The organism is Pseudomonas sp. C11 (assembly GCF_034683865.1).
GTDB lineage: Bacteria > Pseudomonadota > Gammaproteobacteria > Pseudomonadales > Pseudomonadaceae > Aquipseudomonas.
This window is the reverse complement of record NZ_JAWIIP010000008.1, coordinates 227,648-251,185: the sequence shown is the minus strand read 5'-3', so window position 1 is coordinate 251,185 and position 23,538 is coordinate 227,648. Positions and strand designations below refer to the sequence as shown.

At 65.4% G+C, this 23,538-nt stretch carries 26 protein-coding genes and 1 riboswitch; of the genes, 15 read left to right on the top strand and 11 right to left on the bottom strand.

Going from position 1 to position 23,538, the window contains the following annotated elements; all coding sequences use genetic code 11:
• Window positions 1-68: 68 nt before the first annotated feature.
• Both VC352_RS14915 and VC352_RS14910 read left to right on the top strand, forming a co-directional pair.
• Window positions 69-953 (top strand): sugar nucleotide-binding protein, encoded by an 885-nt coding sequence (locus VC352_RS14915; RefSeq protein ID WP_322980339.1) that lies wholly within the window; start codon window positions 69-71, stop codon window positions 951-953.
• A complete protein-coding gene (locus VC352_RS14910) occupies window positions 946-1,869 on the top strand; it encodes an NAD-dependent epimerase/dehydratase family protein (protein ID WP_322980338.1) in 924 nt (307 codons plus the stop codon). Before VC352_RS14915 ends, VC352_RS14910 begins: the two co-directional genes overlap by 8 nt.
• Window positions 1,870-1,933: 64 nt before the next feature.
• Here VC352_RS14910 and VC352_RS14905 read toward each other — a convergent pair whose 3' ends face one another.
• From VC352_RS14905 to VC352_RS14885, 5 genes are all read right to left on the bottom strand, one after another.
• The gene (locus tag VC352_RS14905) at window positions 1,934-2,626 is read right to left on the bottom strand and encodes an OmpW/AlkL family protein (RefSeq protein ID WP_322980337.1); all 693 of its coding nucleotides are present in this window, start codon (window positions 2,624-2,626) and stop codon (window positions 1,934-1,936) included.
• 136 nt (window positions 2,627-2,762) lie between these two features.
• Entirely contained in the window at window positions 2,763-3,284 is a 522-nt protein-coding gene (locus VC352_RS14900; RefSeq protein ID WP_322980336.1) for a DUF3299 domain-containing protein, read from the bottom strand.
• Window positions 3,285-3,341: 57 nt separating this feature from the next.
• Entirely contained in the window at window positions 3,342-4,607 is a 1,266-nt protein-coding gene (locus VC352_RS14895; RefSeq protein ID WP_322980335.1) for an ABC transporter permease, read from the bottom strand.
• Window position 4,608: 1 nt separating this feature from the next.
• A complete protein-coding gene (locus tag VC352_RS14890) occupies window positions 4,609-5,316 on the bottom strand; it encodes an ABC transporter ATP-binding protein (RefSeq protein ID WP_322980334.1) in 708 nt (235 codons plus the stop codon).
• 123 nt (window positions 5,317-5,439) lie between these two features.
• Window positions 5,440-6,030 (bottom strand): DUF2796 domain-containing protein, encoded by a 591-nt coding sequence (locus tag VC352_RS14885; RefSeq protein WP_322980333.1) that lies wholly within the window; start codon window positions 6,028-6,030, stop codon window positions 5,440-5,442.
• 124 nt (window positions 6,031-6,154) lie between these two features.
• On the opposite strand from VC352_RS14885, the gene VC352_RS14880 reads away from it, so the two are divergent.
• A complete protein-coding gene (locus VC352_RS14880) occupies window positions 6,155-6,505 on the top strand; it encodes a hypothetical protein (RefSeq protein WP_322980332.1) in 351 nt (116 codons plus the stop codon).
• A gap of 199 nt (window positions 6,506-6,704) precedes the next feature.
• On the opposite strand, the gene trxA is transcribed toward VC352_RS14880, so the two are convergent.
• From trxA to VC352_RS14865, 3 genes are read right to left on the bottom strand one after another with little or no spacing between them, the layout of a single operon-like run.
• The gene (gene trxA, locus VC352_RS14875; RefSeq protein ID WP_322980331.1) at window positions 6,705-7,577 is read right to left on the bottom strand and encodes a thioredoxin; all 873 of its coding nucleotides are present in this window, start codon (window positions 7,575-7,577) and stop codon (window positions 6,705-6,707) included.
• 54 nt (window positions 7,578-7,631) lie between these two features.
• Window positions 7,632-8,291 (bottom strand): class I SAM-dependent methyltransferase, encoded by a 660-nt coding sequence (locus VC352_RS14870; protein WP_322980330.1) that lies wholly within the window; start codon window positions 8,289-8,291, stop codon window positions 7,632-7,634.
• Window positions 8,288-8,713 carry a YbaY family lipoprotein gene (locus VC352_RS14865; RefSeq protein WP_322980329.1) on the bottom strand — a complete coding sequence of 142 codons (426 nt, stop codon included), beginning with the start codon at window positions 8,711-8,713 and terminating at the stop codon, window positions 8,288-8,290. The genes VC352_RS14870 and VC352_RS14865 overlap by 4 nt, the downstream gene beginning before the upstream one ends.
• 259 nt (window positions 8,714-8,972) lie before the next feature.
• Here VC352_RS14865 and nrdR point away from each other — a divergent pair, with 259 nt between their 5' ends.
• From nrdR to VC352_RS14805, 12 genes are all read left to right on the top strand, one after another.
• A complete protein-coding gene (gene nrdR / locus VC352_RS14860; protein ID WP_003243991.1) occupies window positions 8,973-9,440 on the top strand; it encodes a transcriptional regulator NrdR in 468 nt (155 codons plus the stop codon).
• Window positions 9,437-10,555 carry a bifunctional diaminohydroxyphosphoribosylaminopyrimidine deaminase/5-amino-6-(5-phosphoribosylamino)uracil reductase RibD gene (gene ribD / locus VC352_RS14855; protein WP_322980328.1) on the top strand — a complete coding sequence of 373 codons (1,119 nt, stop codon included), beginning with the start codon at window positions 9,437-9,439 and terminating at the stop codon, window positions 10,553-10,555. Before nrdR ends, ribD begins: the two co-directional genes overlap by 4 nt.
• 194 nt (window positions 10,556-10,749) lie before the next feature.
• A riboswitch (FMN riboswitch) is annotated at window positions 10,750-10,904 on the top strand.
• Between the two features lie 124 nt (window positions 10,905-11,028).
• Complete coding sequence (locus VC352_RS14850) at window positions 11,029-11,691, top strand: riboflavin synthase (RefSeq protein ID WP_322980327.1); 663 nt, start codon at window positions 11,029-11,031, stop codon at window positions 11,689-11,691.
• 12 nt (window positions 11,692-11,703) lie between these two features.
• Complete coding sequence (gene ribBA / locus VC352_RS14845) at window positions 11,704-12,783, top strand: bifunctional 3,4-dihydroxy-2-butanone-4-phosphate synthase/GTP cyclohydrolase II (protein WP_322980326.1); 1,080 nt, start codon at window positions 11,704-11,706, stop codon at window positions 12,781-12,783.
• Window positions 12,784-13,098: 315 nt separating this feature from the next.
• Window positions 13,099-13,575, top strand: coding sequence for a 6,7-dimethyl-8-ribityllumazine synthase (ribE, locus tag VC352_RS14840; RefSeq protein WP_074858119.1), 477 nt, complete (start codon window positions 13,099-13,101; stop codon window positions 13,573-13,575).
• Entirely contained in the window at window positions 13,572-14,051 is a 480-nt protein-coding gene (gene nusB / locus VC352_RS14835) for a transcription antitermination factor NusB (protein ID WP_322980325.1), read from the top strand. Before ribE ends, nusB begins: the two co-directional genes overlap by 4 nt.
• 30 nt (window positions 14,052-14,081) lie before the next feature.
• The gene (gene thiL, locus VC352_RS14830) at window positions 14,082-15,035 is read left to right on the top strand and encodes a thiamine-phosphate kinase (protein ID WP_322980324.1); all 954 of its coding nucleotides are present in this window, start codon (window positions 14,082-14,084) and stop codon (window positions 15,033-15,035) included.
• 15 nt (window positions 15,036-15,050) lie between these two features.
• Window positions 15,051-15,578, top strand: a complete 528-nt coding sequence (locus tag VC352_RS14825; protein ID WP_322980323.1) for a phosphatidylglycerophosphatase A — start codon at window positions 15,051-15,053, stop codon at window positions 15,576-15,578.
• Window positions 15,579-15,581: 3 nt separating this feature from the next.
• Entirely contained in the window at window positions 15,582-16,301 is a 720-nt protein-coding gene (locus tag VC352_RS14820; protein ID WP_322980322.1) for an ABC transporter substrate-binding protein, read from the top strand.
• A 17-nt stretch (window positions 16,302-16,318) separates the two neighbouring features.
• Entirely contained in the window at window positions 16,319-16,960 is a 642-nt protein-coding gene (locus VC352_RS14815; protein WP_322980321.1) for a TIGR02281 family clan AA aspartic protease, read from the top strand.
• Window positions 16,961-17,070: 110 nt separating this feature from the next.
• On the top strand, window positions 17,071-17,691 hold the full coding sequence (gene ribA / locus VC352_RS14810; protein ID WP_322980320.1) for a GTP cyclohydrolase II: 621 nt from the start codon (window positions 17,071-17,073) through the stop codon (window positions 17,689-17,691).
• The gene (locus VC352_RS14805; protein WP_322980319.1) at window positions 17,688-18,101 is read left to right on the top strand and encodes an MFS transporter; all 414 of its coding nucleotides are present in this window, start codon (window positions 17,688-17,690) and stop codon (window positions 18,099-18,101) included. The genes ribA and VC352_RS14805 overlap by 4 nt, the downstream gene beginning before the upstream one ends.
• Before the next feature lie 192 nt (window positions 18,102-18,293).
• Here the strand turns inward: VC352_RS14805 and VC352_RS14800 are convergent, their stop codons facing one another.
• From VC352_RS14800 to VC352_RS14790, 3 genes are all read right to left on the bottom strand, one after another.
• Window positions 18,294-20,519 carry a methyl-accepting chemotaxis protein gene (locus VC352_RS14800; RefSeq protein WP_322980318.1) on the bottom strand — a complete coding sequence of 742 codons (2,226 nt, stop codon included), beginning with the start codon at window positions 20,517-20,519 and terminating at the stop codon, window positions 18,294-18,296.
• Between the two features lie 88 nt (window positions 20,520-20,607).
• A complete protein-coding gene (gene dxs / locus VC352_RS14795) occupies window positions 20,608-22,503 on the bottom strand; it encodes a 1-deoxy-D-xylulose-5-phosphate synthase (RefSeq protein ID WP_322980317.1) in 1,896 nt (631 codons plus the stop codon).
• A gap of 82 nt (window positions 22,504-22,585) precedes the next feature.
• Window positions 22,586-23,536, bottom strand: a complete 951-nt coding sequence (locus VC352_RS14790; RefSeq protein WP_322980316.1) for an alpha/beta hydrolase — start codon at window positions 23,534-23,536, stop codon at window positions 22,586-22,588.
• Window positions 23,537-23,538 lie beyond the last annotated feature (2 nt).

Genomic DNA, 23,538 nt, shown 5'->3' with positions numbered 1-23,538 from the left:
AGCAGAATATCGACCATCATCGCCGCCACACCGGCCGGCAGAACAATTCTGGAGTCACCCGAACCACCATGCGTATGCGCCTGATGCTGCTGGGCGGCGGTAGTGCCCTGGGGCAAGCGCTGATCCGTCTCGGTGCCGAGGAAGACATCGGCTTCCTGGCGCCTCGTCCGCCGGAAGGCGGCTGGAACGCCGCCAACCTCACCGAGCTGCTCGACGACACCCGGCCGGATGCGCTGGTCAACCTGGCTTACTACTTCGACTGGTTCCAGGCCGAGTCGGTGGCTGAGCAGCGCCTGCAGACCCAGGAGCGTGCGGTCGAACGTCTGGCAGAGCTCTGCCAGCATCACGGCATCCTGCTGCTGCAACCCTCCAGCTACCGCGTGTTCGACGGCGCTCGCGCCACTGCCTATAGCGAGAAGGAAGAACCCGTACCGCTTGGTCTGCGTGGCCAGGCGTTGTGGCGTCTGGAGCAGAGCGTCCGGGCGATCTGCCCGCGACACGTGCTGCTGCGCTTCGGCTGGCTGCTCGACGACAGCCGTGAGGGCCTGCTCGGACGCTTTCTGCAGCGCGCCGAGCAAGGCGAGGCGCTGTGCCTGGCCGATGATCGGCGGGGCAACCCGACACCCGTGGACGATGCGGCGCGGATCATCCTGGCCGTGCTCAAGCAGCTCGATTGCGAGTCGCCGCTATGGGGCACTTATCACTACGGCGGGCATGAGGCCAGCACCTCGCTGAGTCTTGGCCAGGCCGTGCTCAGCGAAGCGCGCCACTACCGCAACAACCTCGTCGGCGAAGTGCTGGCGCAGGCGCATGCGGCTCGCCCGGACGCCGCTGACGAGCCGCAGCATGCCGTGCTCGCCTGCAAGAAAATCTTCCATACCTTCGGTATCAAGCCGCGCGCCTGGCGTTCCGGCCTGCCGAGCTTGCTGGATCACTATTACCGCCATGGCTGAAATTCTCGTAACCGGCGGTGCCGGCTTCATCGGTTCGCATCTGGTCGATGCCTTGCTGGCCGCCGGCAATCGCGTGCGTGTGCTGGACAACCTGTCCATGGGCAAGCGCGAGAATCTGCCGCTGGCCAACCCGCATCTGCAGTTCATCGAAGGTGACGTGGCAGATGCCGAACAGGTCGCGCAGGCCATGGCCGGCTGCGATGCCGTGGCGCATCTGGCGGCGATCGCTTCGGTGCAGGCCTCGGTGGATGACCCGGTGGCGACGCACCAGAGCAATTTCATCGGCACCCTGAATGTCTGTGAGGCGATGCGCCGCCACGGCGTACGCCGCGTGCTGTTCGCCTCCAGCGCCGCCGTGTACGGCAACAATGGAGAAGGCTGCGCCATCGATGAGGACACTGCCAAGGCGCCGCTGACGCCCTACGCGGCGGACAAGCTGGCCTGCGAGCACTATCTGGACTTCTATCGCCGCCAGCATGGTCTGGAGCCGGCGGTGTTCCGCTTCTTCAATATCTTCGGGCCGCGCCAGGATCCCTCTTCGCCGTACTCCGGCGTCATCAGCATCTTCACTCAGCGCGCGCAGCAAGGCCTACCGATCAACGTGTTCGGCGATGGCGAGCAGACCCGCGACTTCTTCTACGTCGGCGATCTGGTGGCGCTCTTGCTGCAGGCACTGACCGCCGAGCAGGTCGAACCGTTGCCGGTGAATGTCGGCTGGAGCCAGGCGGTCAGCCTAAGCCAGTTGCTGGCCGAGATCGGTGCGTTGTGTGGTGGGTTGCCGGCTGTGACGCATCTGCCGCCGCGTGCCGGGGATATTCGTCATTCGCGTGCCGATATCACCCGGCTCAGCGCGCAATATCGCTTGCCGCCGCAGACGCCGCTGCGCGAAGGGCTGGCGCGTCTGCTAGGCCTTTGAGACCAAAGCCTGCACCCAGAATGCAAGAAGCCGGCGATTGCCGGCTTCTTGGTTTTCGGAGGGCTTAGAACTTGTAGCCCAGGCCGACCATGTACACGTACGGGTCGACATCCACGTCCACCTTGGCGCGTACGCCGAGGGCGGTGTTGTCGACATAGGCGGTGGTGTCGATGTCGATGTAGCGAACCTGGGCGTTGATCAGCAGGTTGTCAGTCAGCATGTAGTCGGCACCGACCTGCCAGGCCAGGCCCCAGGAGTTCTTGGCGCGGAAGTTGTCGAAGCCGTTGGCGCTGGCAGCGCTGCCGACGTGCTCGTCATAGATCCAGGTGTAGTTGATGCCGGCGCCCACGTACGGCTGGAAGGCCGATTTGGCATCGAGCGGGTAGTACACCAGGCTCAGGGTCGGCGGCAGGTGCTTGAGGCTGCCCAGCTTGCCGTTGGCGGCGCCCAGCACAGTGTCCTTGATCTTCACGTCATGCTCGAACGGCGTGGCGGCGAGCAGTTCGATGCCCAGGTGATCGGTCATCATGTAGGCGAAGTTCAGGCCCAGCTGTGTGTCGCTGCTCATGGTTGCCTTGCCGCCCAGGTTGGTGCCGGCCAGGCCGCCGCGGTCGACCTTGACGCTGGAGGAATCAGCGTCCGGATTGACGGTGATGGCACCGGCACGGATGAGGATGTCGCCGGCCTGGTGAGCCTGTGCCACGGGAGCGGCGACAGCGAGGGCGAGCAGTGAGGCAGTGAACAGTGACTTGTACATAGCGAACTCCAGTCGAGTCGAGTGTCTTGGCTGAGTTCAATGCTAAGCCACGCAACAATTCGCTTTTTGACCTGGCTCAATAGATCGGCGTGGAGGGGTGTGGCGTTTTGTCAGTCACTGTCGGTCGCGGCAAGATTCAACTGTCGGGCAGTTCGTAGACGTAGATCTTGTCCGCTTCCATCTGGTAGCCGACCTCCGCCAGTTCGCTGCTCATGTGTTCTACCTTCACCACACCTTCGACCCAGAACGGCTGGTACAGCGCATCGAGCATCACGCCCAGCTCGCTGGTGACGTGCACGATCTGGTTGGACGGCGGTGGCGGTACGTGGATGCAGGCGCCGAAGTAGGGCACCAGGAGAAACTCGGTGACGCGGCCTTCGTCGGTCACGTCCAGCGGCACGATGTAGCCGGGCAGCTTGATGTGCTGACCATTGAGTGCCTTGACCACGGGCGCGGCGGGTGATTGCTGAGTGGCCGCAGGGCCAGACTCGGAGAGGGTGTTGGCCAGTTGCGAGAGATCGTGGATGGGCGTCGGATCGACCTTCTCTGGCGGGGCGTCCGGGGGAATCAGATCGGACCAGTTCAGTTCACGCACCTCGGCGGCGGACAGCGGCAGGCACAGCGTCAGCAGCAGGGTGGCGAGCAGGCGGCGGGACATGGAATACCTCGTTGCAGGAGCGCCCGCGCAGTCTACGCGAGGCGCTCCGTTCTTGCTTTACAGGCGGATCGACAGGCCGTCGGCCAGCGACTGTCGGTAGGCACGCCAGGCCGGCACGCTGCCCATCAGCAGGGCGGCCAGCAGGATGCCGCCGAGCAGCGTCCATTCATAGCGGGTCGGTGCGCTCAGCGCCAGATACAGGCCGTAGTTGGCCTGCACGAAGCCCTGTGCGCCGGCGATGCCCAGATACAGCAAGGCCAGGCCGAAGGCCACGCCGGCCATTGCCAGGGCGAAGGCTTCCAGCACCAGCAGGCTGGCGATATGCCAGGGGCGTGCGCCCACCGAACGCAGGATGGCCATTTCCCGGCGGCGTTCGTTGAGGCTGGTAAGAATCGCCGTGAGCATGCCGATCAGGCCGGTCAGCACGACGAACAGGGAGACCACGAACAGCGCCTGCTCGGCCGTACCCATCAGGCTCCACAGCTCCTGCAGGGCCACGCCGGGCAGGATCGCCAGCAGCGGTTCGCCACGGAACTCGTTGATCTCGCGCTGCAGGCTGAAGGTGGCGATCTTGCTGTTGAGACCGAGCATGAAGGCGGTGATCTGCTTGGGCTGCAGATCCATGGCGCGGGCCTGATCGGCGCTGACGCGCGCATCGCCTCGGGCTGGCATGCCGTTCTGCCAGTCGATGTGCAACGCCTCCATACCGGCCAGGGAGATGTGCAGGGTGCGATCCACCGGTGTGCCGGTGCGTTCGAGGATGCCGACCACGGTGAAGGGTTTGTCGTCGTGCTGCACCAGGCTGATGGTGGACACGCCATGAGCCAGGACGATCTTCTGCCCCAGGCCATAGCCCAGGGCGCTGGCGACTTCGGCGCCGAGCACCACCTCGAACGGATCGTCGGCGAACGGCCGGCCCTGGGCCAGCTTCAGCGCCTGGGTGCGGGCGTAGCGGTAATGCTCGAAATAGGCGGTGCTGGTGCCCATCACCCGGTAGCCACGATGTGAGTCGCCGAGGGAGATGGGGATGGCCCACTTCACCTGCCGGTGATTGGCGAAGTGCTCGAAGCTGTCCCAGCGGATGTTGTTGGTGGCGTTGCCGATGCGGAACACCGAGTACAGCAGCAGGTTCACGCTGCCGGAGCGGGCGCCGACGATCAGGTCGGTGCCGCTGATGGTGTTGGCGAAGCTGGCGCGCGCCTCGGTGCGCACGCGCTCGACGGCCAGCAGCAGGCAGACCGACAGGGCGATGGCGAACACCGTGAGCAGCGCGGTGAAACGACGGTTAGCCAGGCTGGCCAGGGCGATACGCAGAAGGTGCATCTCAGACCTCGACAGGCTTGGCGGCGCGGTTGAGTTCGGCCAGCGACAGGCTGCGGTCGAACAGGGTAGCCAGGCTCTGGTCGTGGCTGACGAACAGCAGGCTGGCGCCGGCACCGCGGCATTCAGCGAACAGCAATTGCAGGAATGCCTCGCGGGCGTCTGCATCCAGCGCCGAGGTGGGCTCGTCGGCGATCACCAGTTCCGGCTGGCCGATCAGTGCGCGGGCAGCGGCAACGCGCTGTTGCTGGCCGATGGACAGGCTGTCGGCGCGGCGTTCGAGCAAGTCGGCGCGCAGGCCCAGGTGCGCGAGCAGGCCGGTGGCGGCCGCATCGACGCTGCCGTGGCGCTGGATCGCCCGCTGCGCACGTGCCTGCGAGAAGCGGCAGGGCAGCTCGACGTTCTCGCGCACCGAGAGAAAGGGCAGCAGGTTGAACTGCTGGAAGATGTAGCCGGTGTGGTCGACGCGAAAGCGATCACGGGCGCTGGCCGAGAGCGCCGCCAGATCCTGGCCGAGCAGGCGGATATGGCCGCGCTGTGCCTTCTGCACGCCGCCGAGCAGCCCCAGCAGGGTGGTCTTGCCGCTACCGCTGGGGCCTTTGAGGAACAGGGTTTCACCCTGTCCCAGGGTGAAAGCGGGGATGTCGAGTAACTCGGGCTGGCCAGGCCAGGCGAAACCGAGGTCGGACAGTTCGATCAGGGCTGAACTCATTGCACACTCGTTGGACGTCTTGGATGGCGCTGCATCTGACAGGTGCAGGGATATTACGCAGTTATTCAGCGCGAAACCGCGTCCCGCAGCCCTGGCACGCAGGCGTGCCAGGGGCGGTAGGCGTCAGAAGCTCAGGCGAGGTTGCGCGGCGCTGAGTTCGGCGCCTTGCTGGCCGCTCGGGCCGATCAGTTGCACGTTGACCTTGTGAGTCGCGGGGAAGCGCTTGAACAGCTCGCTCAGATCCAGTTGCTTGAGGGCGTCGACCTGCTTGCAGGAGAGCTGGTAGCTGGCTTCGATATCGCTGTGCTCGTGCTCGTGCTCGTCACCGTCGGCATGCTCATGCTCGTGTTCATCGGCATCATCGTCGTGATGAGCCTGGCCACCGAACAGCGGGCTTTCCAGATCCTGCTTGGTTACCTGGCAGGCGCCGGCGGCCAGGCCGAACAGCTCGATGGGTTTCTCCAGTTCTGCCTTGGCAGCGGCGACCTTGGCCTTGTCCGCATCGCTCTTGGCGGCATGCTCGAAGCCGACGAAGTTCATCGCCGGGCTGTCGACCTGCAGTTCCAGGTTCTGACCGTCGAGGGCTACGTTGAGGCTGGCCACGCCATGCTCGTGCGCGCCGAGGCTGCCGTGTTCATGGTCGTGATCGTCATGAGCCTGGGCGACGGCCAGGGGCAGCAGGGCGAAGGGGAGGGCGAGCAGTAGGCGGCGCATGAGTGGCTCCGTGACGGTTGAAGTTGAGCGTTACGTTATAACAACTTTTTTGTGCGGCTGACCAGTGCGACTTGGCGCTTCGTTCAGCTCGTGGGAGCATGCGCGCCACGACTGGAGGGCAATCATGGTGCGAATACGTGGACGCATAGGCGACTGGCCTGTCGACCTGACGCTGAAGCTGGAGCGCGAGGATTGGGCACAGCTGGCGCAAGCGCTGCAGAGCGCGCCGCAGTCCGGTGACGTCGCTACAGTGGCCGCGCCGGCGGTTGCGAGTGATGGCCTGTGGCAGACCGCGCTACAACTGGTGCGTGATGCCGGGCAGATCGAAGGCCCGAGGCTGTTGACGCAATTGTCCGCTCTGGCTGGCGGTGACGCGGCCGGCAAGCGTCTGCTGGTGCGCTTGCGGCATTGCGAACAGATCCGTATGGAGACCGGCGTGGATGCGCCGATCTATCACTGGCAGGGGCAGCCATAGGCCGCAGGCTAAGAGGGCTTCATATCCTAGAGCGTGCCGGAGTTCGAGCCGCTCGGAAGCAGTACGCCGTTGAAGGGCGTGTTGGGCGTGAGTTGCGGTGCAGAACTTGGTATGGCCCGGCGGACTGTTCGCTGGCGCTCCTGAGTCCGCCCTACGTCTGAGTGTTCCTTCTGCTCTTGCTTGCAGCCTGTAGCCGCTCTTAATAGATCGCCTGATACAGCTTGCGGCGGTAGGTGGTGACCAGGGGGTGGTCGTTGCCGAGCAGGTCGAAGATCTGCAGCAGGGTCTTGTGCGGTAGGCCTTCCTGGTAGCTGCGGTTGCGCACGAACAGTTTGAGCAGGGCGTCCAGCGCGGCTTCGTACTGCTGGCGCGCCAGTTGCTGCACGGCCAGTTGGTAAACCGCTTCGTCGTCCTCGGCATTCTGTGCCAGGCGGCTCTTCAGGGTGGCCGCGTCGGGCAGGTCGGCGGCCTGGCGCAGGAAGGTCAGTTGCGCCTTGGCGCCGGCCAGGGCCTGCTTGTGTTCGTCGCCCTTGACCGCATCGAGCACCACCTGGGCTTCGCCCAGTTCCCCGCGCTCGGCCAGGCAGCGGGCGTAAAGGATCAGCGCCGCACCATTCTCGTTGTCTTCGGTCAGGATTTGCTTGAGCAGCGCTTCGGCGTCGGCGAAGCGACCTTCAGCGAACAGCTCCTGGGCGGCTTCCATCGGGTCGGCAGCGGCTGGCGCCGGCTCGGCGACATGTGGCTTGAGCATCTCGCGAATCGCCGCTTCCGGCTGAGCACCGGCGAAACCGTCCACCGGCTGGCCGTCCTTGAACAGCACCACGGTCGGCAGGCTGCGAATGCCGAAGCGCATGACGATGTCCTGCTCGATATCGCAGTTGACCTTGGCCAGCAGCAACTCGCCGGCGTATTCCTCGGTGATCTTCGCCAGCATCGGCATCAGCGCCTTGCACGGCGCGCACCATTCGGCCCAGAAGTCCACCAGCACCGGCTTGTGGAAGGAGTTCTCGATCACCAGTTGCTCGAAGTTGGCGGCGCCGGAGATATCGAAGATGTAGGGAGAGTCGCTCATGGTCGGTCTCGAAAGGCAGGGCAATGGTCTATTAATGCGGGCAGTGTCGCGCGGTTACAAGGGGCGCACGGCGTGATACAGGCTGACTTCGCGGAATTCCGCGGGCTCTGCCAGATCCGGCCAGGTGCAGCCATCGAGCAGGGCCAGGCGCTGGTACAGGGGATGCTGGAAGTCCTTGACCCGCGAGTCGGCCACCAGCGCCTCGCGGCCACGGCTGAGAAAATGATCCAGCAGCGGCAGGTTGGCGCGGTCGTAGAGCACATCGGCCACCAGGATCAGGTCGAAACGATCAGCCTCGGCGAAGAAGTCCGCCGAGTAGTTCAGCGTCACTCCGTTCAGCTCGGCATTGGCGCGGCAAGCCTCCAGGGCCAGCGGATCGAGGTCGCAGGCCACCACTTCTGCCGCGCCCGCCTTGGCGGCAGCGATGGCGGCCACGCCTGAGCCTGCGCCAAAATCCAGTACGCGTTTGCCGCGTACCCACTCCGGGCGCTCGGCCAGCCAGCGCGCCAGCACCAGGCCGCTGGCCCAGCAGAAGCACCAGTACGGCGGTTCTTCGAGGATGCGCCGGGTTTCCTCGGGGTTGAACGCACGATCCATGTTGCTGGCGTCGATCAGCCACAGAGCGATATCAGTATCCGGAAGGGGTTCGGCGACCAGGCGGGCATCGCCAAGCAGTTCGCTCAAGGCGTCCTGCAGGTGCTGCGGTGCATTCATGGTGCCGGTACCAGTTGCAGTTGGCCGAGATCCTGGTCGTTCAGGTTGGCGATGGTGCGCGCGGGCAGGCGCTGCACCAGGCGCCCGGACTGGCTGACGCGGCCACGCAGTTCGAGACGCTGGCCGGCAGGTGGCATGTCGCTGACGAAGGGCAGGTGGAACGGCAGCGGTTCGCCGTCACCTCTCAGGCGTACCTGGCCCAGCAGTTGCTGGGGGCGGCCACGCAGATCGACGGCCAGCAGCGCCAGATCGACATCGGCGCCGCTGGCCACGCCGAGCAGTTGCCCGTGCAGGCCAGGCTGCTGTGCAACCGGCGTCTGTAGGGTCGTTGCTGGCGCCGCTGCTGCAGCTGGAGGCGTCTCAGGGGCGCTGGAGCAGGCGCCAAGCAGAGGGAGAAGGAGGGCGGGCAGGTATCGAATCATGGCGTTTTCGGCTCTGGGGTGTGCGGGTATAGCTTAATTTGTCTTGCCGCTTCTAGCAGGCTGTTGAAAAACTACCTGCGTTGCCATTGCTGCGTTAAAAACAGCCTCGCGTGCGAGCCCAGTCAAAATGCTCATTTACAACACGTAAACTGCGCTTTCTCGGCTGTTTTTGCCTTGCACTGGCTGCCTCGCCTACGTTTTTCAACGGCCTGCTATGCGCTACCATGGCGCCTTTGCCGCCATTTGCCAGCATTTTCCCATGCACTGTCCGTTCTGCGCCGCCAACGACACCAAAGTCATCGATTCGCGCCTGGTTGCCGAGGGCGATCAGGTACGCCGCCGCCGCGAGTGCGTGGCCTGCGGTGAGCGTTTCACCACCTTCGAAACCGCCGAGCTGGTCATGCCGCGCCTGATCAAGCAGGACGGCAGCCGCCAGCCCTTCGACGAGGAGAAGCTGCGCGCTGGTATGCAGCGTGCGCTGGAAAAACGTCCGGTGAGTGTCGAGCGCCTGGAAGAGGCCATCGCCCGTATCAAGCAGCAACTGCGCGCCACCGGTGAGCGCGAGGTGAAGTCGCTGGTGCTCGGCGAGTTGGTGATGACCGAACTGAGCAAGCTCGATGAGGTGGCCTATATCCGCTTCGCTTCGGTCTACCGGCGCTTTCAGGATCTCAACGAGTTCCGTGAAGAGATCGAGCGTCTGGCGCGCGAGCCGTCGAAAAGCCGATGAGCGAGCGCGATCAGCTGTATATGGCGCGCGCCCTCAAGCTGGCGCGCAAAGGCCTGTATTCCACCCATCCCAATCCGCGTGTCGGCTGCGTCATCGTCCGTGATGGACAGATCGTCGGCGAAGGCTGGCATGCCCGTGCTGGTGAGCCGCATGCAGAAGTGCACGCGCTGCGCCAGGCCGGCGACAAGGCGCGCGGCGCCACGGCCTACGTCACCCTGGAGCCCTGCAGCCATCATGGGCGCACGCCGCCTTGCGCCGATGGCCTGATCGCAGCCGGTGTCAGCCGTGTGGTCGCGGCCATGCAGGATCCCAACCCACAGGTGGCTGGCAACGGCCTGCAGCGCCTGAGGGAGGCTGGCATCGAGGTCAGCAGCGGCGTGCTGGAAAGCGAGGCGCGTGCGCTCAATGCCGGCTTCATCAAGCGCATGGAGCAGGGGCTGCCGTTCGTGCGGGTCAAGCTGGCCATGAGCCTGGACGGGCGCACTGCCATGGCCAGCGGCGAGAGTCAGTGGATCACCGGTCCGGCCGCACGTGCCGAGGTGCAGCGCCTGCGCGCCCGCGCCAGCGTGGTGCTGAGCGGCGCCGACACGGTACTGGCCGATGATGCGCGCTTGACCGTGCGCCCGGACGAGCTGGGCCTTGGCGCCGAGCTGACCGCCCTGGCGCAGCGCCGCCCGCCACTGCGCGTATTGGTCGACGGACGTTTGCGCGTGCCGTTGGATAAAGCCTTCTTCCAGGCCGGCCCGGCGCTGGTGGCGACCTGTGCGGCGGCGGCTGCACGTGACCGCTATCTTGCCGACGGCCATGAGTTGCTGGCCGTGCCGGGCAGCAATGGCCATGTCGACCTGCGCAAGCTGCTGCGCGAACTGGCCGGGCGTGGCGCCAACGAGGTGCTGGTCGAGGCCGGGCCGCGCCTGGCCGGCGCCTTCGCGCGCGCCGGGTTGGTCGACGAGTTCCGTATCTTCATGGCGCCGAAACTGCTTGGCTCCAGCGCGCGCCCCTTGCTCGACCTGCCGCTCAACCGCATGGCCGAAGCGCCCGAGCTGCAGATTCTCGATATCCGCGCGGTGGGCGAGGATTGGCAAATCACCGCGGTGCCCAAGACGCGCAGCTAGCTCTATTGGTGGGAGCGGATTTGTCCGCGAAGAGGGCTGACGTCGGCACCCCCAGGATCGCGAATAAAGCGCAACACCGCCCGAGATCCGGCAAGCGCATGGGCATGCGCGACATCGCCGCGAGTAGCCGCTGCTGGCACCATGCGCCACAGCGATAAATATGGTAAAACGCCACGCGGCCAATCGATTGGCCGCAACGTTCTCAGGGCGGGGTGCGATTCCCCACCGGCGGTGATGGCAGCTTCTGCCTAGCCCGCGAGCGCTCGCCACGGCACCTGCCGCGCGAGGTCAAGCAGACCCGGTGCGATTCCGGGGCCGACGGTATAGTCCGGATAAAGAGAGAGCGGGATTCCCTCCTCGGGTGGCCTGTGCCTGCCCGTGAAATCCCTATCGATCGGCATTTGCCCTGTTTTTGACCAAAACAGGAGTTCATCCATGCTGTGCATCATCTTCAAGCGAGGTTCGGAGGACGCATGTTCACCGGCATAATCGAAGCCATCGGCAGCATCCGCGCCATGACGCCCAAGGGCGGCGACGTACGTGTCTACGTGGCCACCGGCAAACTCGATCTGGGCGACGTCAAACTCGGCGACAGCATTGCCGTCAACGGCGTGTGCCTGACGGCCGTTGAGCTGCCTGGCGACGGCTTCTGGGCCGATGTCAGCCGCGAAACGCTGGCGCGTACCGCCTTCGTCGACCTCAAGCCCGGCAGTGCCGTGAATCTGGAGAAAGCCCTGACGCCCACCAGTCGCCTTGGCGGGCACCTGGTCAGCGGCCACGTCGATGGCGTCGGCGAGATCGTCTCGCGCGCCGACAACGCTCGTGCCGTGCAATTCAAGGTGCGCGCCCCGCGTGAGCTGGCCAAGTACATCGCGCACAAGGGTTCGATCACCGTCGACGGCACCAGCCTGACGGTCAACGCCATCGATGGCGCCGAGTTCGAGCTGACCATCGTGCCGCACACCCTGGCCGAGACCATCATGGTCGACTACCAGGCCGGGCGTAAGGTCAACCTCGAGGTCGACCTGCTGGCGCGTTACCTGGAGCGCCTGCTGCTAGGTGACAAGGCCGCCGAGCCCAAGGCCTCGGGCCTCACCGAAAGCTTTCTCGCCGAACACGGCTACCTGAAGAATTGAGGAGACGCCCCGATGGCGCTCAACACCGCTGAAGAACTGATCGAAGACATCCGCGCCGGCAAGATGGTCATCCTCATGGATGACGAGGATCGCGAGAACGAAGGCGACATCATCATCGCCTCCGAGTGCGTCACCGCCGAGCACATCAACTTCATGGCCCGCTTCGCCCGTGGCCTGATCTGCATGCCGATGACCCGCGAGCGCTGCGAGCTGCTCAACCTGCCGCTGATGGCGCCGCGCAACGGTTCCGGTTTTGGCACCAAGTTCACCGTCTCCATCGAGGCCGCCGAGGGCGTGACCACCGGCATCTCTGCCGCCGACCGCGCGCGCACCGTGCAGGCCGCCGTGGCGCGTAATGCCGTGGCCGCCGACATCGTCAGCCCGGGCCATATCTTCCCGTTGATGGCGCAGCCGGGCGGCGTGCTGGCGCGTGCCGGCCATACCGAAGCAGCCTGCGACCTGGCGCGCATGGGCGGTTTCGAGCCGAGCGGGGTGATCTGCGAGATCATGAACGACGACGGCACCATGGCCCGCCGCCCGGAGCTGGAGAAATTCGCCGAACAGCATGGGTTGAAGATCGGCACCATCGCCGACCTGATCCACTACCGCCTGATCCACGAGCGCACCGTCGAGCGCATCAGCGAGCAGCCGCTGGATACCGAGCTGGGTCAATTCAACCTGGTGACCTACCGCGACGCGGTGGAGGACACCGCGCACATGGCGCTGACCCTGGGCACGCTCTGCGCCGAAGAACCGACCCTGGTGCGGGTGCACAACATGGATCCGCTGCGCGATCTGTTCCTGGTCAACCAGCCGGGGCGCTGGAGCATGCGCGCGGCCATGGCCGAGGTGGCCAAGGCCGGCAGCGGCGTGGTGCTGCTGCTCGGCAACCCGCTGACAGGGCCGGAGTTGCTGTCCCTGCTGGGGCGTCAGCAGCCGAGCACGCCAGCCACCTACAGTACGGTGGGTGCTGGTTCGCAGATTCTGCGTGACCTAGGTGTGCGCAAGATGCGCCTGATGAGTTCGCCGATGAAGTTCAACGCGATATCCGGCTTCGATCTCGAGGTTGTAGAATACCTGCCGGCTGACTAAAAGCGGCCCGAAGGGCCAAAGCTGATGACCCTCTCCCGCGTGTGGGAGACGACTGCATGGATGCAGGAGGTAGGGCGACGCAGGATGCCAAAGCCGAGGGTGCCCGAAGGGCGGGAGAGGGTGTTATGGCCTACGCCGAACCCTCTCCCTCGGCCCCTCTGCCATAAATGGGAGAGGGGAGCAAAAGTATGTAGCCCGGATGCAATCCGGGAAGATCGGCACAGTGGCCCCGGATTGCATCCGGGCTACGTGACCGAATGAATTTATTTTTCGGGGCCAAACCGCCCCGGCTCTTTAACCCATGTGAGACCCGTCATGACCCTGAAGACCATCGAAGGTACCTTCATCGCCCCGCAGGGCAAATACGCCCTGGTGGTAGGCCGTTTCAACAGCTTCGTCGTCGAGAGCCTGGTCAGCGGCGCCATCGACGCCCTGGTGCGCCACGGCGTGCAGGAAAGCGACATCACCATCATCCGCGCGCCGGGTGCCTTCGAAATTCCGCTGGTTACCCAGAAGGTCGCTCAGCGTGGCGAGTACGCGGCGATCATCGCCCTCGGCGCGGTCATCCGTGGCGGCACTCCGCACTTCGAGTACGTGGCCGGCGAGTGCACCAAGGGCCTGGCCCAGGTCTCCATGGAATACGGCGTACCGGTCGCCTTCGGCGTACTGACCGTCGACTCCATCGAGCAAGCCATCGAACGTTCCGGCACCAAGGCGGGTAACAAGGGTGCCGAAGCGGCGCTGTCTGCTCTGGAAATGGTCAGCCTGCTGGCGCAGTTGGAGGCCAAGTGAGCAATTCCGGCAACGGCCAGCCGGCCAAGAAAGGCCCCAGCGGCAAGATTCTCGCTCGTCGCGAAGCCCGTACCCTGGCCATGCAGGCCCTGTACTCCTGGCATATTGCCGGGCAGCCGCTGAACGAGATCGAAGCGCAGTTCCGCGTCGACAACGATTTCAGCAAGGTCGACGGGGCCTACTTCCACGAGATCCTGCACGGCGTGCCGCGCAACAAGACCGAGCTGGACGCAGCCTTCGCGCCCCTGCTCGATCGTCCGCTGGAAGACATGGATCCGGTCGAGCTGTCGATCCTGCGCCTGTCCACCTATGAGCTGATGAACCGTGTCGACGTGCCTTACAAGGTGGTGATCAACGAGGGCATCGAGCTGGCCAAGGTGTTCGGCGCGACCGACGGGCACAAGTTCGTCAACGGCGTACTGGACAAGCTGGCGCCCAAGCTGCGTGCAGCGGAAGTCGGCGCCAACAAGCGTTGAGTCCGGCACTCCAGGCGACAGGCATGGCCCGTGGGTGAGTTCGAGCTGATCCAGCGTTACTTCGCCGTTGCCCCCTGCGCGCAGGGTGGCGACGGCGTGGTGCGGGGCATCGGTGACGATTGTGCACTGCTGGCGTTGCCGCCCGCTGAGCAACTGGCGGTGTCTACCGACACCCTGGTGGCGGGGGTGCATTTTCCTGCCGTTTGCGATCCCTTTCTGCTGGGCCAGCGGGCCCTGGCAGTTTCCGCCAGTGATCTGGCTGCCATGGGTGCGACGCCGATGGCCTTCACCCTCGCGCTGACCCTCGACCAGGCCAATGCCGCCTGGCTGGAGGCCTTTGCCAAGGGCCTGCAGCAGATGGCAGCAGCCTGCACGTTGGCGCTGGTCGGTGGCGATACCACCCGCGGCCCGCTGAGCATGACCCTTACGGTATTCGGCCGGGTTCCGGCTGGGCAGGCGCTGACCCGTGCCGGCGCCCGAGTGGGCGATCTGCTTTGCGTGGGGGGGGAACTGGGCGATGCCGCTGGCGCCTTGCCGCTGGTGCTGAGCCAGCGCCAGGCAGTTGCCGAGATTGCCGAGCCCTTGCTCGCGCGTTATTGGTCGCCCAGGCCGCAACTGGCGCTGGGCCAGGCATTGCGTGGTCTGGCAACGGCGGCTCTGGATATTTCCGATGGCCTGTTGGCCGATTGCGGGCATATCGCCAAGGCCTCCGGCGTCGCCCTGCAGATCGAGGCCGCCCGTGTTCCGCTGTCTGCCGCCCTGTGTGCGCTGGCCGGTCATGAACACGCGTTAGCCTGCGCCTTGTCCGGTGGCGACGACTACCGTCTAGCCTTTACCGTGCCGCCCGAACGCTTGTCTGCCGTTCAGGCACAGTGGCCCGAAGTGCGTATGATCGGCCAGGTGCTGGCCGGGCAAGGTGTGCAGCTGCTGGACGCGGCGGGGCTGGCCATCGAAGCGCCGCGTGGCGGCTACCAACATTTCTGACAGAGCGGAGTGCGTGTGACCGATCACCCCAACCAGGTTCCCGCCGAATACGTACCGCCCTCGGTATGGCGCAACCCCTGGCATTTTCTTGCCTTCGGCTTCGGCTCGGGCACTCTGCCCAAGGCGCCAGGTACCTGGGGCTCGCTGGTGGCGCTGCCCTTCGTGCCGCTGTGGCAGATGCTGCCGGACTGGGGCTACTGGCTGATGCTCGGCGTGACCATGCTGTTCGGCTTCTGGCTGTGCGGCAAGGTCGCCGATGACCTGCGCGTGCACGACCACGAGGGCATCGTCTGGGACGAGATGGTCGGCATGTGGATCACCCTGTGGCTGGTGCCCGAGGGCTGGGGCTGGCTATTGGCCGGTTTCCTCATGTTCCGCCTGTTCGACATCGTCAAACCCTGGCCGATTCGCTGGATCGACCGGCATGTGCATGGCGGTGTCGGCATCATGCTCGATGACGTGATCGCCGGTGTGTTCGCCTGGCTGGCCATGCAGGGGCTGGTCTGGGGCTGGGCCCGCTATGGTTCTTTGCTGGGGTTCTAGGTCATGAAGCGTCGCTGGCTGATCCCGCTGCTGTGCCTCTGCCTGGCGCCCCTGGCGCACACGAGTGAGCCGCCGAAGGATATCCACCTCGTAAGCGAGACCTGGCGCGATTACAGCAACGCCGATGGCAGTGGTCTGGCCTGGGATGTGCTGCGCAAGGTGTTCGAGCCTGCTGGTGTGCGCCTGCGCATTCAGAGCGAGCCCTACACCCGTTCGATCGGTTTGGTGCAGCGCGGCGAGGCCGACGCCTGGGTTGGCTCCTACCGTGACGAAGTGGATAACGTGATCTACCCCAAGTGGCACTACGACAACGACCATATCGTCGCGCTGGGGCTCAAGAGCAAGCCTGAACCGACCCTGGATACGCTCGGCCGCTATCGCCTGGCCTGGATACACGGTTACGGATTTCAGGAATATCTGCCCGGTGTGCGCGATTACCGGGAAGTGCGGCGGCGAGGCGGTATCCTCGGTATGCTCGATCTCGGCTATGCCGACTTCTATGTCGACTCGATGACCGAGGTCACTGATGTACTGGGTGATGCTCAGCAGCCCGAGCGCTATCACGTGACCCGGCTGACCGATCTGCCGCTGTTCCTTGGCTTCTCCGCAACCTCGCGCGGCCGTCAACTGGCTGCGACCTTCGACCAGCGCATGGAGCTGCTGGTCGCCAGTGGCGAGCTGCGGCCGATCTTCGAGCGCTGGCAACAACCCTATCCGTTCTGAGTCAGGAGGCTGTGTCCATGTTGCGTCGTGCCATCCTCGCCCTTTCTCTGCTGGGCGTAGCGGCCGCATGTCCGGCCTCTCAGGTGCAGGTCGTCGGGTTGTTCCCGGGGGCGGCCGTGATCAATGTCGACGGCCAGCGCAAGCTGGTTCGCGAGGGCCAGAGCGGCCCCGGTGATGTCATGGTCGTACGGGTCGACAAGCAGGGCGCGATCCTGCGTGTCGATGGCGTCGAGCGTCTTTATCCCCTCAGCCGTGAGTACAGCAGCGGCTTTGCCGAACCGGTGAAGAAACGCCTGAGCATTGCCAAGGGGCCGGGCGGTCACTACTGGATCACTGGTTCGATCAACGGCCAGAGCGTACCGTTCCTGGTCGATACCGGTGCCACGTCGGTTGCCCTCAATGAAGGCCAGGCGCGTCGCCTGGGCATCGACTTTCGCGTCAAAGGGCAACCGCTGACGGTGAGCACGGCCAGCGGTAATGCGCGTGGCTGGCGGGTCAGCCTGGATCGGGTGAAGATCGGCGATATCGAGGTGCTGGGTGTCGAGGCCGTGGTGCTGGAGGGCGGTGCGCCCGCCGAAGCCCTCCTCGGCATGAGCTTCATGAGTCGCGTGGGCTGGCGCGAGGAGCAGGGCATGCTGGTGCTGGAGTCCAAGCTCTGAGGCCGTTATTGGCTGTTTCGATGCCGATGATCGGCAATTCTGACTGACCCGCCGACGGGGCCTGCTGCTACAATGCCGGCCCGTTTCGTATTCACTGCCAGGAGCATCCGGTGTCCGTCGTCTTCGTCGCCGCCTCCCAACTGCCTACGCCTTTCGGCGTGTTCACCATGCACGGTTTTCTCGACGAGGCGACCGGCAAGGAACACGTCGCCCTGACCTTCGGCGATGTGGCCGATGGCAAGCCGGTACTGGGTCGCCTGCACTCCGAGTGCCTGACCGGTGACGCCCTGTTCAGCCTGCGCTGCGACTGCGGTGCGCAGCTCGAAGCCGCGTTGCAGGCCATCTCCGAAGAAGGGCGTGGGGTATTGCTGTACCTGCGCCAGGAGGGCCGTGGCATCGGCTTGCTGAACAAGATCCGCGCCTATGAGCTGCAGGATGGTGGCGCCGATACCGTCGAGGCCAACGAGCGCCTGGGCTTCGGGGCCGACCAGCGTGATTACGCCATCTGCCTGCCCATGCTCGAGCACCTGGGCATCAACAGCCTCAAGCTGATGACCAACAATCCGCGCAAGGTGAAGGCCCTGGAAGGCTTCGGCCTGTGTGTGGCCGAGCGCAAACCCTTGCAGGTGGGACAGAACCCGCACAATCGCAGATACCTCGCGACCAAGGCCGGCAAGCTCGGGCACATGCTCGGCAACCTGCACCAGGGCGAGGCTGAGGAGGCCGTGTGACGCGGGCTCAGGTCAAGCGCCGCCTGGCTCTGGCCTGGTGGCGGCAACTGCTTGTTGCCGTGGCCCCGGTGCTGGTCTTCAACCTGTTGTTCGGCGATGGCGAGCGCAGTGTGCTGGCCATGCCACTGTTCGTCGCCGGCATGGCCTCGATGTTCATCAGCCTGCCCCTGTTCCATGCCTACAAGCGTGCCCTGATCGCCACGGGCAAGGCGCTCGATACGGCCGATGAGCCGGCAGCCTGGCTGGAACTCGACCGCGTGCGCCTGCGCGCGCTGCTCGGCGCCGCCGCTCCGGCCTGGATCGCCGCGCTGGCGGTCTTCGCCGGCCTCGAAGCGGTACCGCTGGTGCTGCTGACCTTCTCCAGCGTCGTCATCCACCTGCTTTACCGCATTCCTCGCCAGCTCGCCTAAGCCCTAACGGGCACTTCTAAAAACTACCTGCGTTGCCATCGCTGCGTTAGAAACAGGCTCGCGTGCGAGCCCAGTCAAAATGCTCATTTACAGCGCGTAAAGTCGAACGCGACTCCGAGCGTTTTTCGCCTGTTTTTGTGGGGCCGCCATCGGTATTGCGCTGGCTACCTCGCCTACGTTTTTAGAGGTGCCCTAACGCATCACCAGTGCCGGCTGTACGTTGGCCGAGCGCATGCGCACGCCCGGGCTTTCGCGCGGGCGCTCCTGGCGGCTGAGGCGGCTGGCGGTCTTGTGCAGATCGAGCACCAGTTGCGCCAGCGCCTGGGCCGTCTGCAAAGTGTCGGCGGCGCTCTGGCTGCTGCGCTCGGCGGCGCCGGTGATGGCCTGGGCCTGTTCGCTCACTGCGCGGGCCTGCGCCAGTTGCGCCTGCATGCTCTGGCTGAGCTGGCCAAGGCGCCGCTGCATCCCCTCCACTTCACTGTGGATACGCGCCAGGGCGGTATTGGCTTCGTCGGAACGGTCAACGCTGCGGCGGGCGGCCTCCTGGCAGGTCTGCATGCTGTGCATGGTTTCCAGCGTCTGCTGACGCACGCCACTGAGCGTGCTGGCGATTTCCTGGGTGGCCTGAGCCGTGCGCTGGGCCAGGTTGCGTACTTCATCGGCGACCACGGCGAAGCCACGTCCGCTGTCGCCGGCCCGTGCCGCCTCGATGGCCGCATTGAGGGCCAGCAGGTTGGTCTGGTCGGCGATGCTGCGGATCGATTCGCTGATGTGCTGCACCTCCTCGGTCTGCCGGTTGAGTGCTTGCAGGGCGACGCTGGAGTGTTCGATGCGCTCGGCCAGTTGCGCGACATCCTGTGCGTTCTGCAGCACCGCCGCGCTGCCCTGTTGGGTCATCTCCATGGCCAGGCGCGAGGCGCGCTCGCTGTCGAGGATGTGCTCCGTGGCTTCACCGATGTTGTGGTTTACCTCGACCATGGCGCGCGCAGCGGTGACTGCGGCCGCCTGGCCCTGGGCCGCATATTGGCTGGCCGCCATGGACGTCTTTCCGAGGCTGTCCGAGGTGCGTTGCAGGGCGCTGCCGGCCGCGACGATGCCCTGCATGGTCTGATCCATCTTGTCGACGAAGCTGTTGACCCAGCCGGCCAGAGCGCCGGTCTCGTCGTTGGCGAAACGCTGCAGAGGCAAACGGTTGCTCAGGGGGGCGCCGCATTCGGCGGTGTCGAGGAAAAACTCGGAGAGTGCCTGCAGCTTGCGCGTGCGTGGGCGCAGGCTGAACGTCCAGAAGGCCAGCAGCATCAGTGCGGTGCAGGCCAGCCCTAGCACGCTGGAATAGGCCGGTAGCCATTGCTGCAGTTCCCATTGCAAGCCAAGCAGTACCAGCAGGCCCAGCAGCAGGTGGCTGAACAGGCTGTAGCTGAGGCTGCGCTGGCGGTAGACCTCTTCCAGATCGCCTTCGCACATCAGGCCCCAGGTGTCGGGCGAGCCGGGCATCTGCAGGGTCTGGCCGGCACCGATCACCGGGACGTGGCGGTAGTCCGGGTAGCCCGGGTAGAGCACGAACAGATTGCTGCCCTGGCGGATGGTCTCGCGCACGCCCGGGTGCAACTCGCCGGTGGCGGGAGCGGTGAAGCGCAGTTCGAATTCGGTGTGTTTCTGCACCTTAACTGTGCCGAACGGGGTGCGAATGCCCTGTTTCAGGTTGTCGCCGCCGCTGAAGGTGGCGTCCTCGAAACGTGAGCGCGACAACGCCGTGCCGGTGGCAATCTGCGGGTCGTAGCGGCTGTCCACCATGAACAGGTAGTTGTCGCCGGAGTCGCGGTAGACATGGCCGGCTTCACGCTGGATCAGGTCGCTCATCACGTCGTTGGGAATGCGCGCACAGAGGCAACCCAAGCGCTTGCCGGCCTGTTGCAGAGGCTGATGGAACATGAGCGTCACGGCGTCGTGGAACTGCGAGGTGGTGGGCGGCAATTGTGCGGTGAGCGGGTCGATGTACGGACCGAGCAGAAACGGTGCTTCCAGGCCGGCGGCGAGCGCCTTGGCGTCATGGCGCTTGCCCTGCTGTGGCGCATGGGTGGAAGCGAGGATGATGCCACTGGCATCGACCACGAACAGCTCGGCGATTTCCGGCATGTGGCGGCGTGCCTGCTCGAGGTGCTCCGGGTTGGCGCTGGGCCAGCTTGCCACCAGCCCCTCGGCGATCAGCTCCAGGGCCTGCCAGTGCTGGCGCGCCCAGTTTTCCAGAAGTTCGACGCGGCTTCTGGCCAGGCCGCTGAAGGTCTTCTCGACCTGCGCGGCCTGCCCGGCATTGAGCAGGCAAGACCAGCGCATGGCCAGCTTGCCGGTCTTGCCGAACCACGGCAGCCAGCGTCGTTCGCTGCCGTGAAAGTTCATCGTGTGACTACGTAACTGCATGACTACGCCCCTGTCGGTCGCCAGACGATCCTTGCCGTCTGGCGTAGCCCAGTCGCGCTGCAACTATTGGGCCGAAAGGGGCGTGAAATCAGGCCTGCAGGTGGGCGAGGCGTTCGCGTACCGCGTGTTCGATACCGGCCTCGTCGAGACCGCATTCGGCGAGCATCTGGCTCGGCTTGGCGTGCTCGACGTAGTAGTCGGGCAGGCCGAGGTGCAGCATCGGCACCTGGCGGTTCTCGGCGGCGAAGAATTCGCTGACCGCACTGCCGGCGCCGCCCATGATGCTGTTTTCCTCGATGGTCACCAGCAGCGCGTGGCTGCTTGCCAGTTCGCGCAGCAGGGCTTCGTCCAGTGGTTTGACGAAGCGCATGTCGACCACCGTGGCGTCCAGGGTTTCACCGACGCGCAGGGCTTCGGCCAGTTGCACGCCGAAGGCCAGCAGGGCGACGCCCTTGCCTTGGCGGCGCACCACTGCCTTGCCGATCTCCAGCGGCTCCAGGCCAGCATCGAGCGGCGCGTTGGGGCCGGTGCCGCGCGGGTAGCGCACGGCGGCCGGGCCGTCGAACAGGTGGCCGGTGGTGAGCATGCGGCGCAGCTCGTTCTCGTCGCTCGGGGTCATCACCAGCATGCCGGGGATGCAGCGCAGGTAGGAGAGGTCGAAGCTGCCGGCGTGGGTCGGGCCGTCTTCGCCGACCAGGCCGGCGCGGTCGATGGCGAACAGCACGTCGAGGTGCTGCACGGCCACGTCGTGAATCAGTTGGTCATAGGCGCGCTGGAGGAAGGTGGAGTAGATCGCTACCACTGGCTTGGCGCCTTCGCAGGCCATGCCGGCGGCCAGGGTTACGGCGTGCTGCTCGGCAATCGCCACGTCGAAGTAACGATCGGGAAAGCGCTCGCTGAAGGCCACCAGATCGGAGCCTTCCTTCATCGCCGGGGTGATGCCGACCAGGCGGTTGTCGGCGGCGGCCATGTCGCATAGCCACTGGCCGAACACGTTGGAGTATTTCGGGCCGCTTGGCTTCTTCGGCGCGGCGACCGGGGTCACCGGTTCCAGCTTGGTGATGGCGTGATAGCCGATGGGGTCGGCCTCGGCCGGGGCGAAGCCCTTGCCCTTCTTGGTCACCACATGCAGGAACTGCGGGCCATCGAGGTCGCGCATATTGCGCAGGGTGGCCAGCAGCGTGGGCAGGTCGTGGCCGTCGATGGGGCCGACGTAGTTCCAGCCCAGTTCCTCGAACAGGGTGCCGGGCACCAGCATGCCCTTGGCGTGTTCCTCGACCTTGCGCGCGATTTCCCAGGCGCCGGGCAGGCGCGAGAGGATCTTCTTGCTGCCCTCGCGCATGCTGGCGTAGGTGCGGCTGGAGATGATCTTGGCCAGGTAGTTGGACAGGCCGCCGACATTCTTGGAGATCGACATGTCGTTGTCGTTGAGAATCACCAGCATGTTGGCGCCGACATCGGTGGCGTGGTTGAGCGCTTCGAAGGCCATGCCGGCGGTCAGTGCGCCGTCGCCGATCACCGCCACGCTCTTGCGCTTCTCGCCTTTCAGACGGGCGGCGATGGCCATGCCCAGGGCGGCGCTGATGCTGGTGCTGGAGTGGCCGACGCCGAAGGTGTCGTACTCGCTCTCGCTACGGCGCGGGAAGGCAGCCAGGCCGTCCTTCTGGCGCAGCGTGCCCATGCGTTCGCGACGACCGGTAAGGATCTTGTGCGGGTAGGCCTGGTGGCCGACATCCCACACCAGGCGGTCGTCGGGGGTGTCGAAGACATAGTGCAGGGCGATGGTCAGCTCGATCACGCCGAGGCCGGCACCGAAGTGCCCGCCGCTCTGGCCAACGCTGTAGAGCAGGTATTGGCGCAGTTCGTCAGCGAGGGTTTCCAGGTCCGCTTCGGCCAGGCGGCGCAGTTCGTCCGGCGTGTTGGCGCTGTCGAGCAGCGGCGTCAACGGGCGCTCGCGGGGGATCTCGTGGAAAGTGGTCGGCATCAGGCGAATCGTTATAGGCGTAAAAGATGCGGCAGTTTACCTGATGCCAGGAAAACAGCCCAATCTGCTGACCACATCGGCGTTACCGGTAGTTGCGTGCGAGGAAATCCAGCAGCAGGGCGCTGACCCGCTCGCCGCATTCGGCCTGCAGCCAGTGGCCGGCGCCGGGCAGGTCGTGGCGTTCCAGGTGCGGCACCTTGTCGCCCATGCGTTTCAGCGTCGGTGCCTCGAAGCGGCCGACCGGGTCGTTTTCCCCGAGCAGGAACAGTGTTGGCTGCGTGATTTGCAGACCCGCCAGGGGCTCGCTGCGCTGCCAGTTACGCTCGAAGTTGCGGTACCAGTTCAGCGCGCCGCGAAAGCCGTGGCGCTCGAAGGTGCGCAGGTAGTGGGCGAACATCACCTCGCTGCACCAGGGCGGTAGCGGCAGATCATCCGGCATGCCATCGAACAGCCGCGCATCGGCCGATTTGTCCGTCGCCAGCAGGGCATCGCCGAGGCCGCCAAGCAGCAGACGCAGGCTGCGGCCGATGTCGTCGTCCAGTTCAGCCTCCGCCACGCCCGGCTGCTGGAAGTAGAGGATGTAGTGGAAGCGCCCGGCGTAGGCTTCGCGCATCATCTCGATGGCCGGGCGTTTCGGCCGGCCGCCGAACGGCACCGACAGTGCGCCGAGCGCCTTGACCCGCTCGCGCTCCAGCAGCGCCAGGTGCCAGGCCACCGGCGCGCCCCAATCATGGCCGACCACCGCCACTTCGCGTTGGCCGAGCATGTCCATGGCGGCCTGGATATCGCCGCACAGGGTGAGCAGGTCATAGGCTGCCGGATCGGCTGGCGCGCTGCTGGCGCCATAGCCACGCATTTCCGGGGCGAACACCCGATAGCCGGCGGCGGCCAGCGCCTCGATCTGCGGATGCCAGGCGTACCAGCATTCGGGAAAGCCATGCAGCAGCCACACCGGCTTGCCGTGCTCGGGGCCGGCGCTGTACAGGCTGAGTTCGATGCCGTTGACGGCGAGCAGGCGGTGATCGATATGCATGG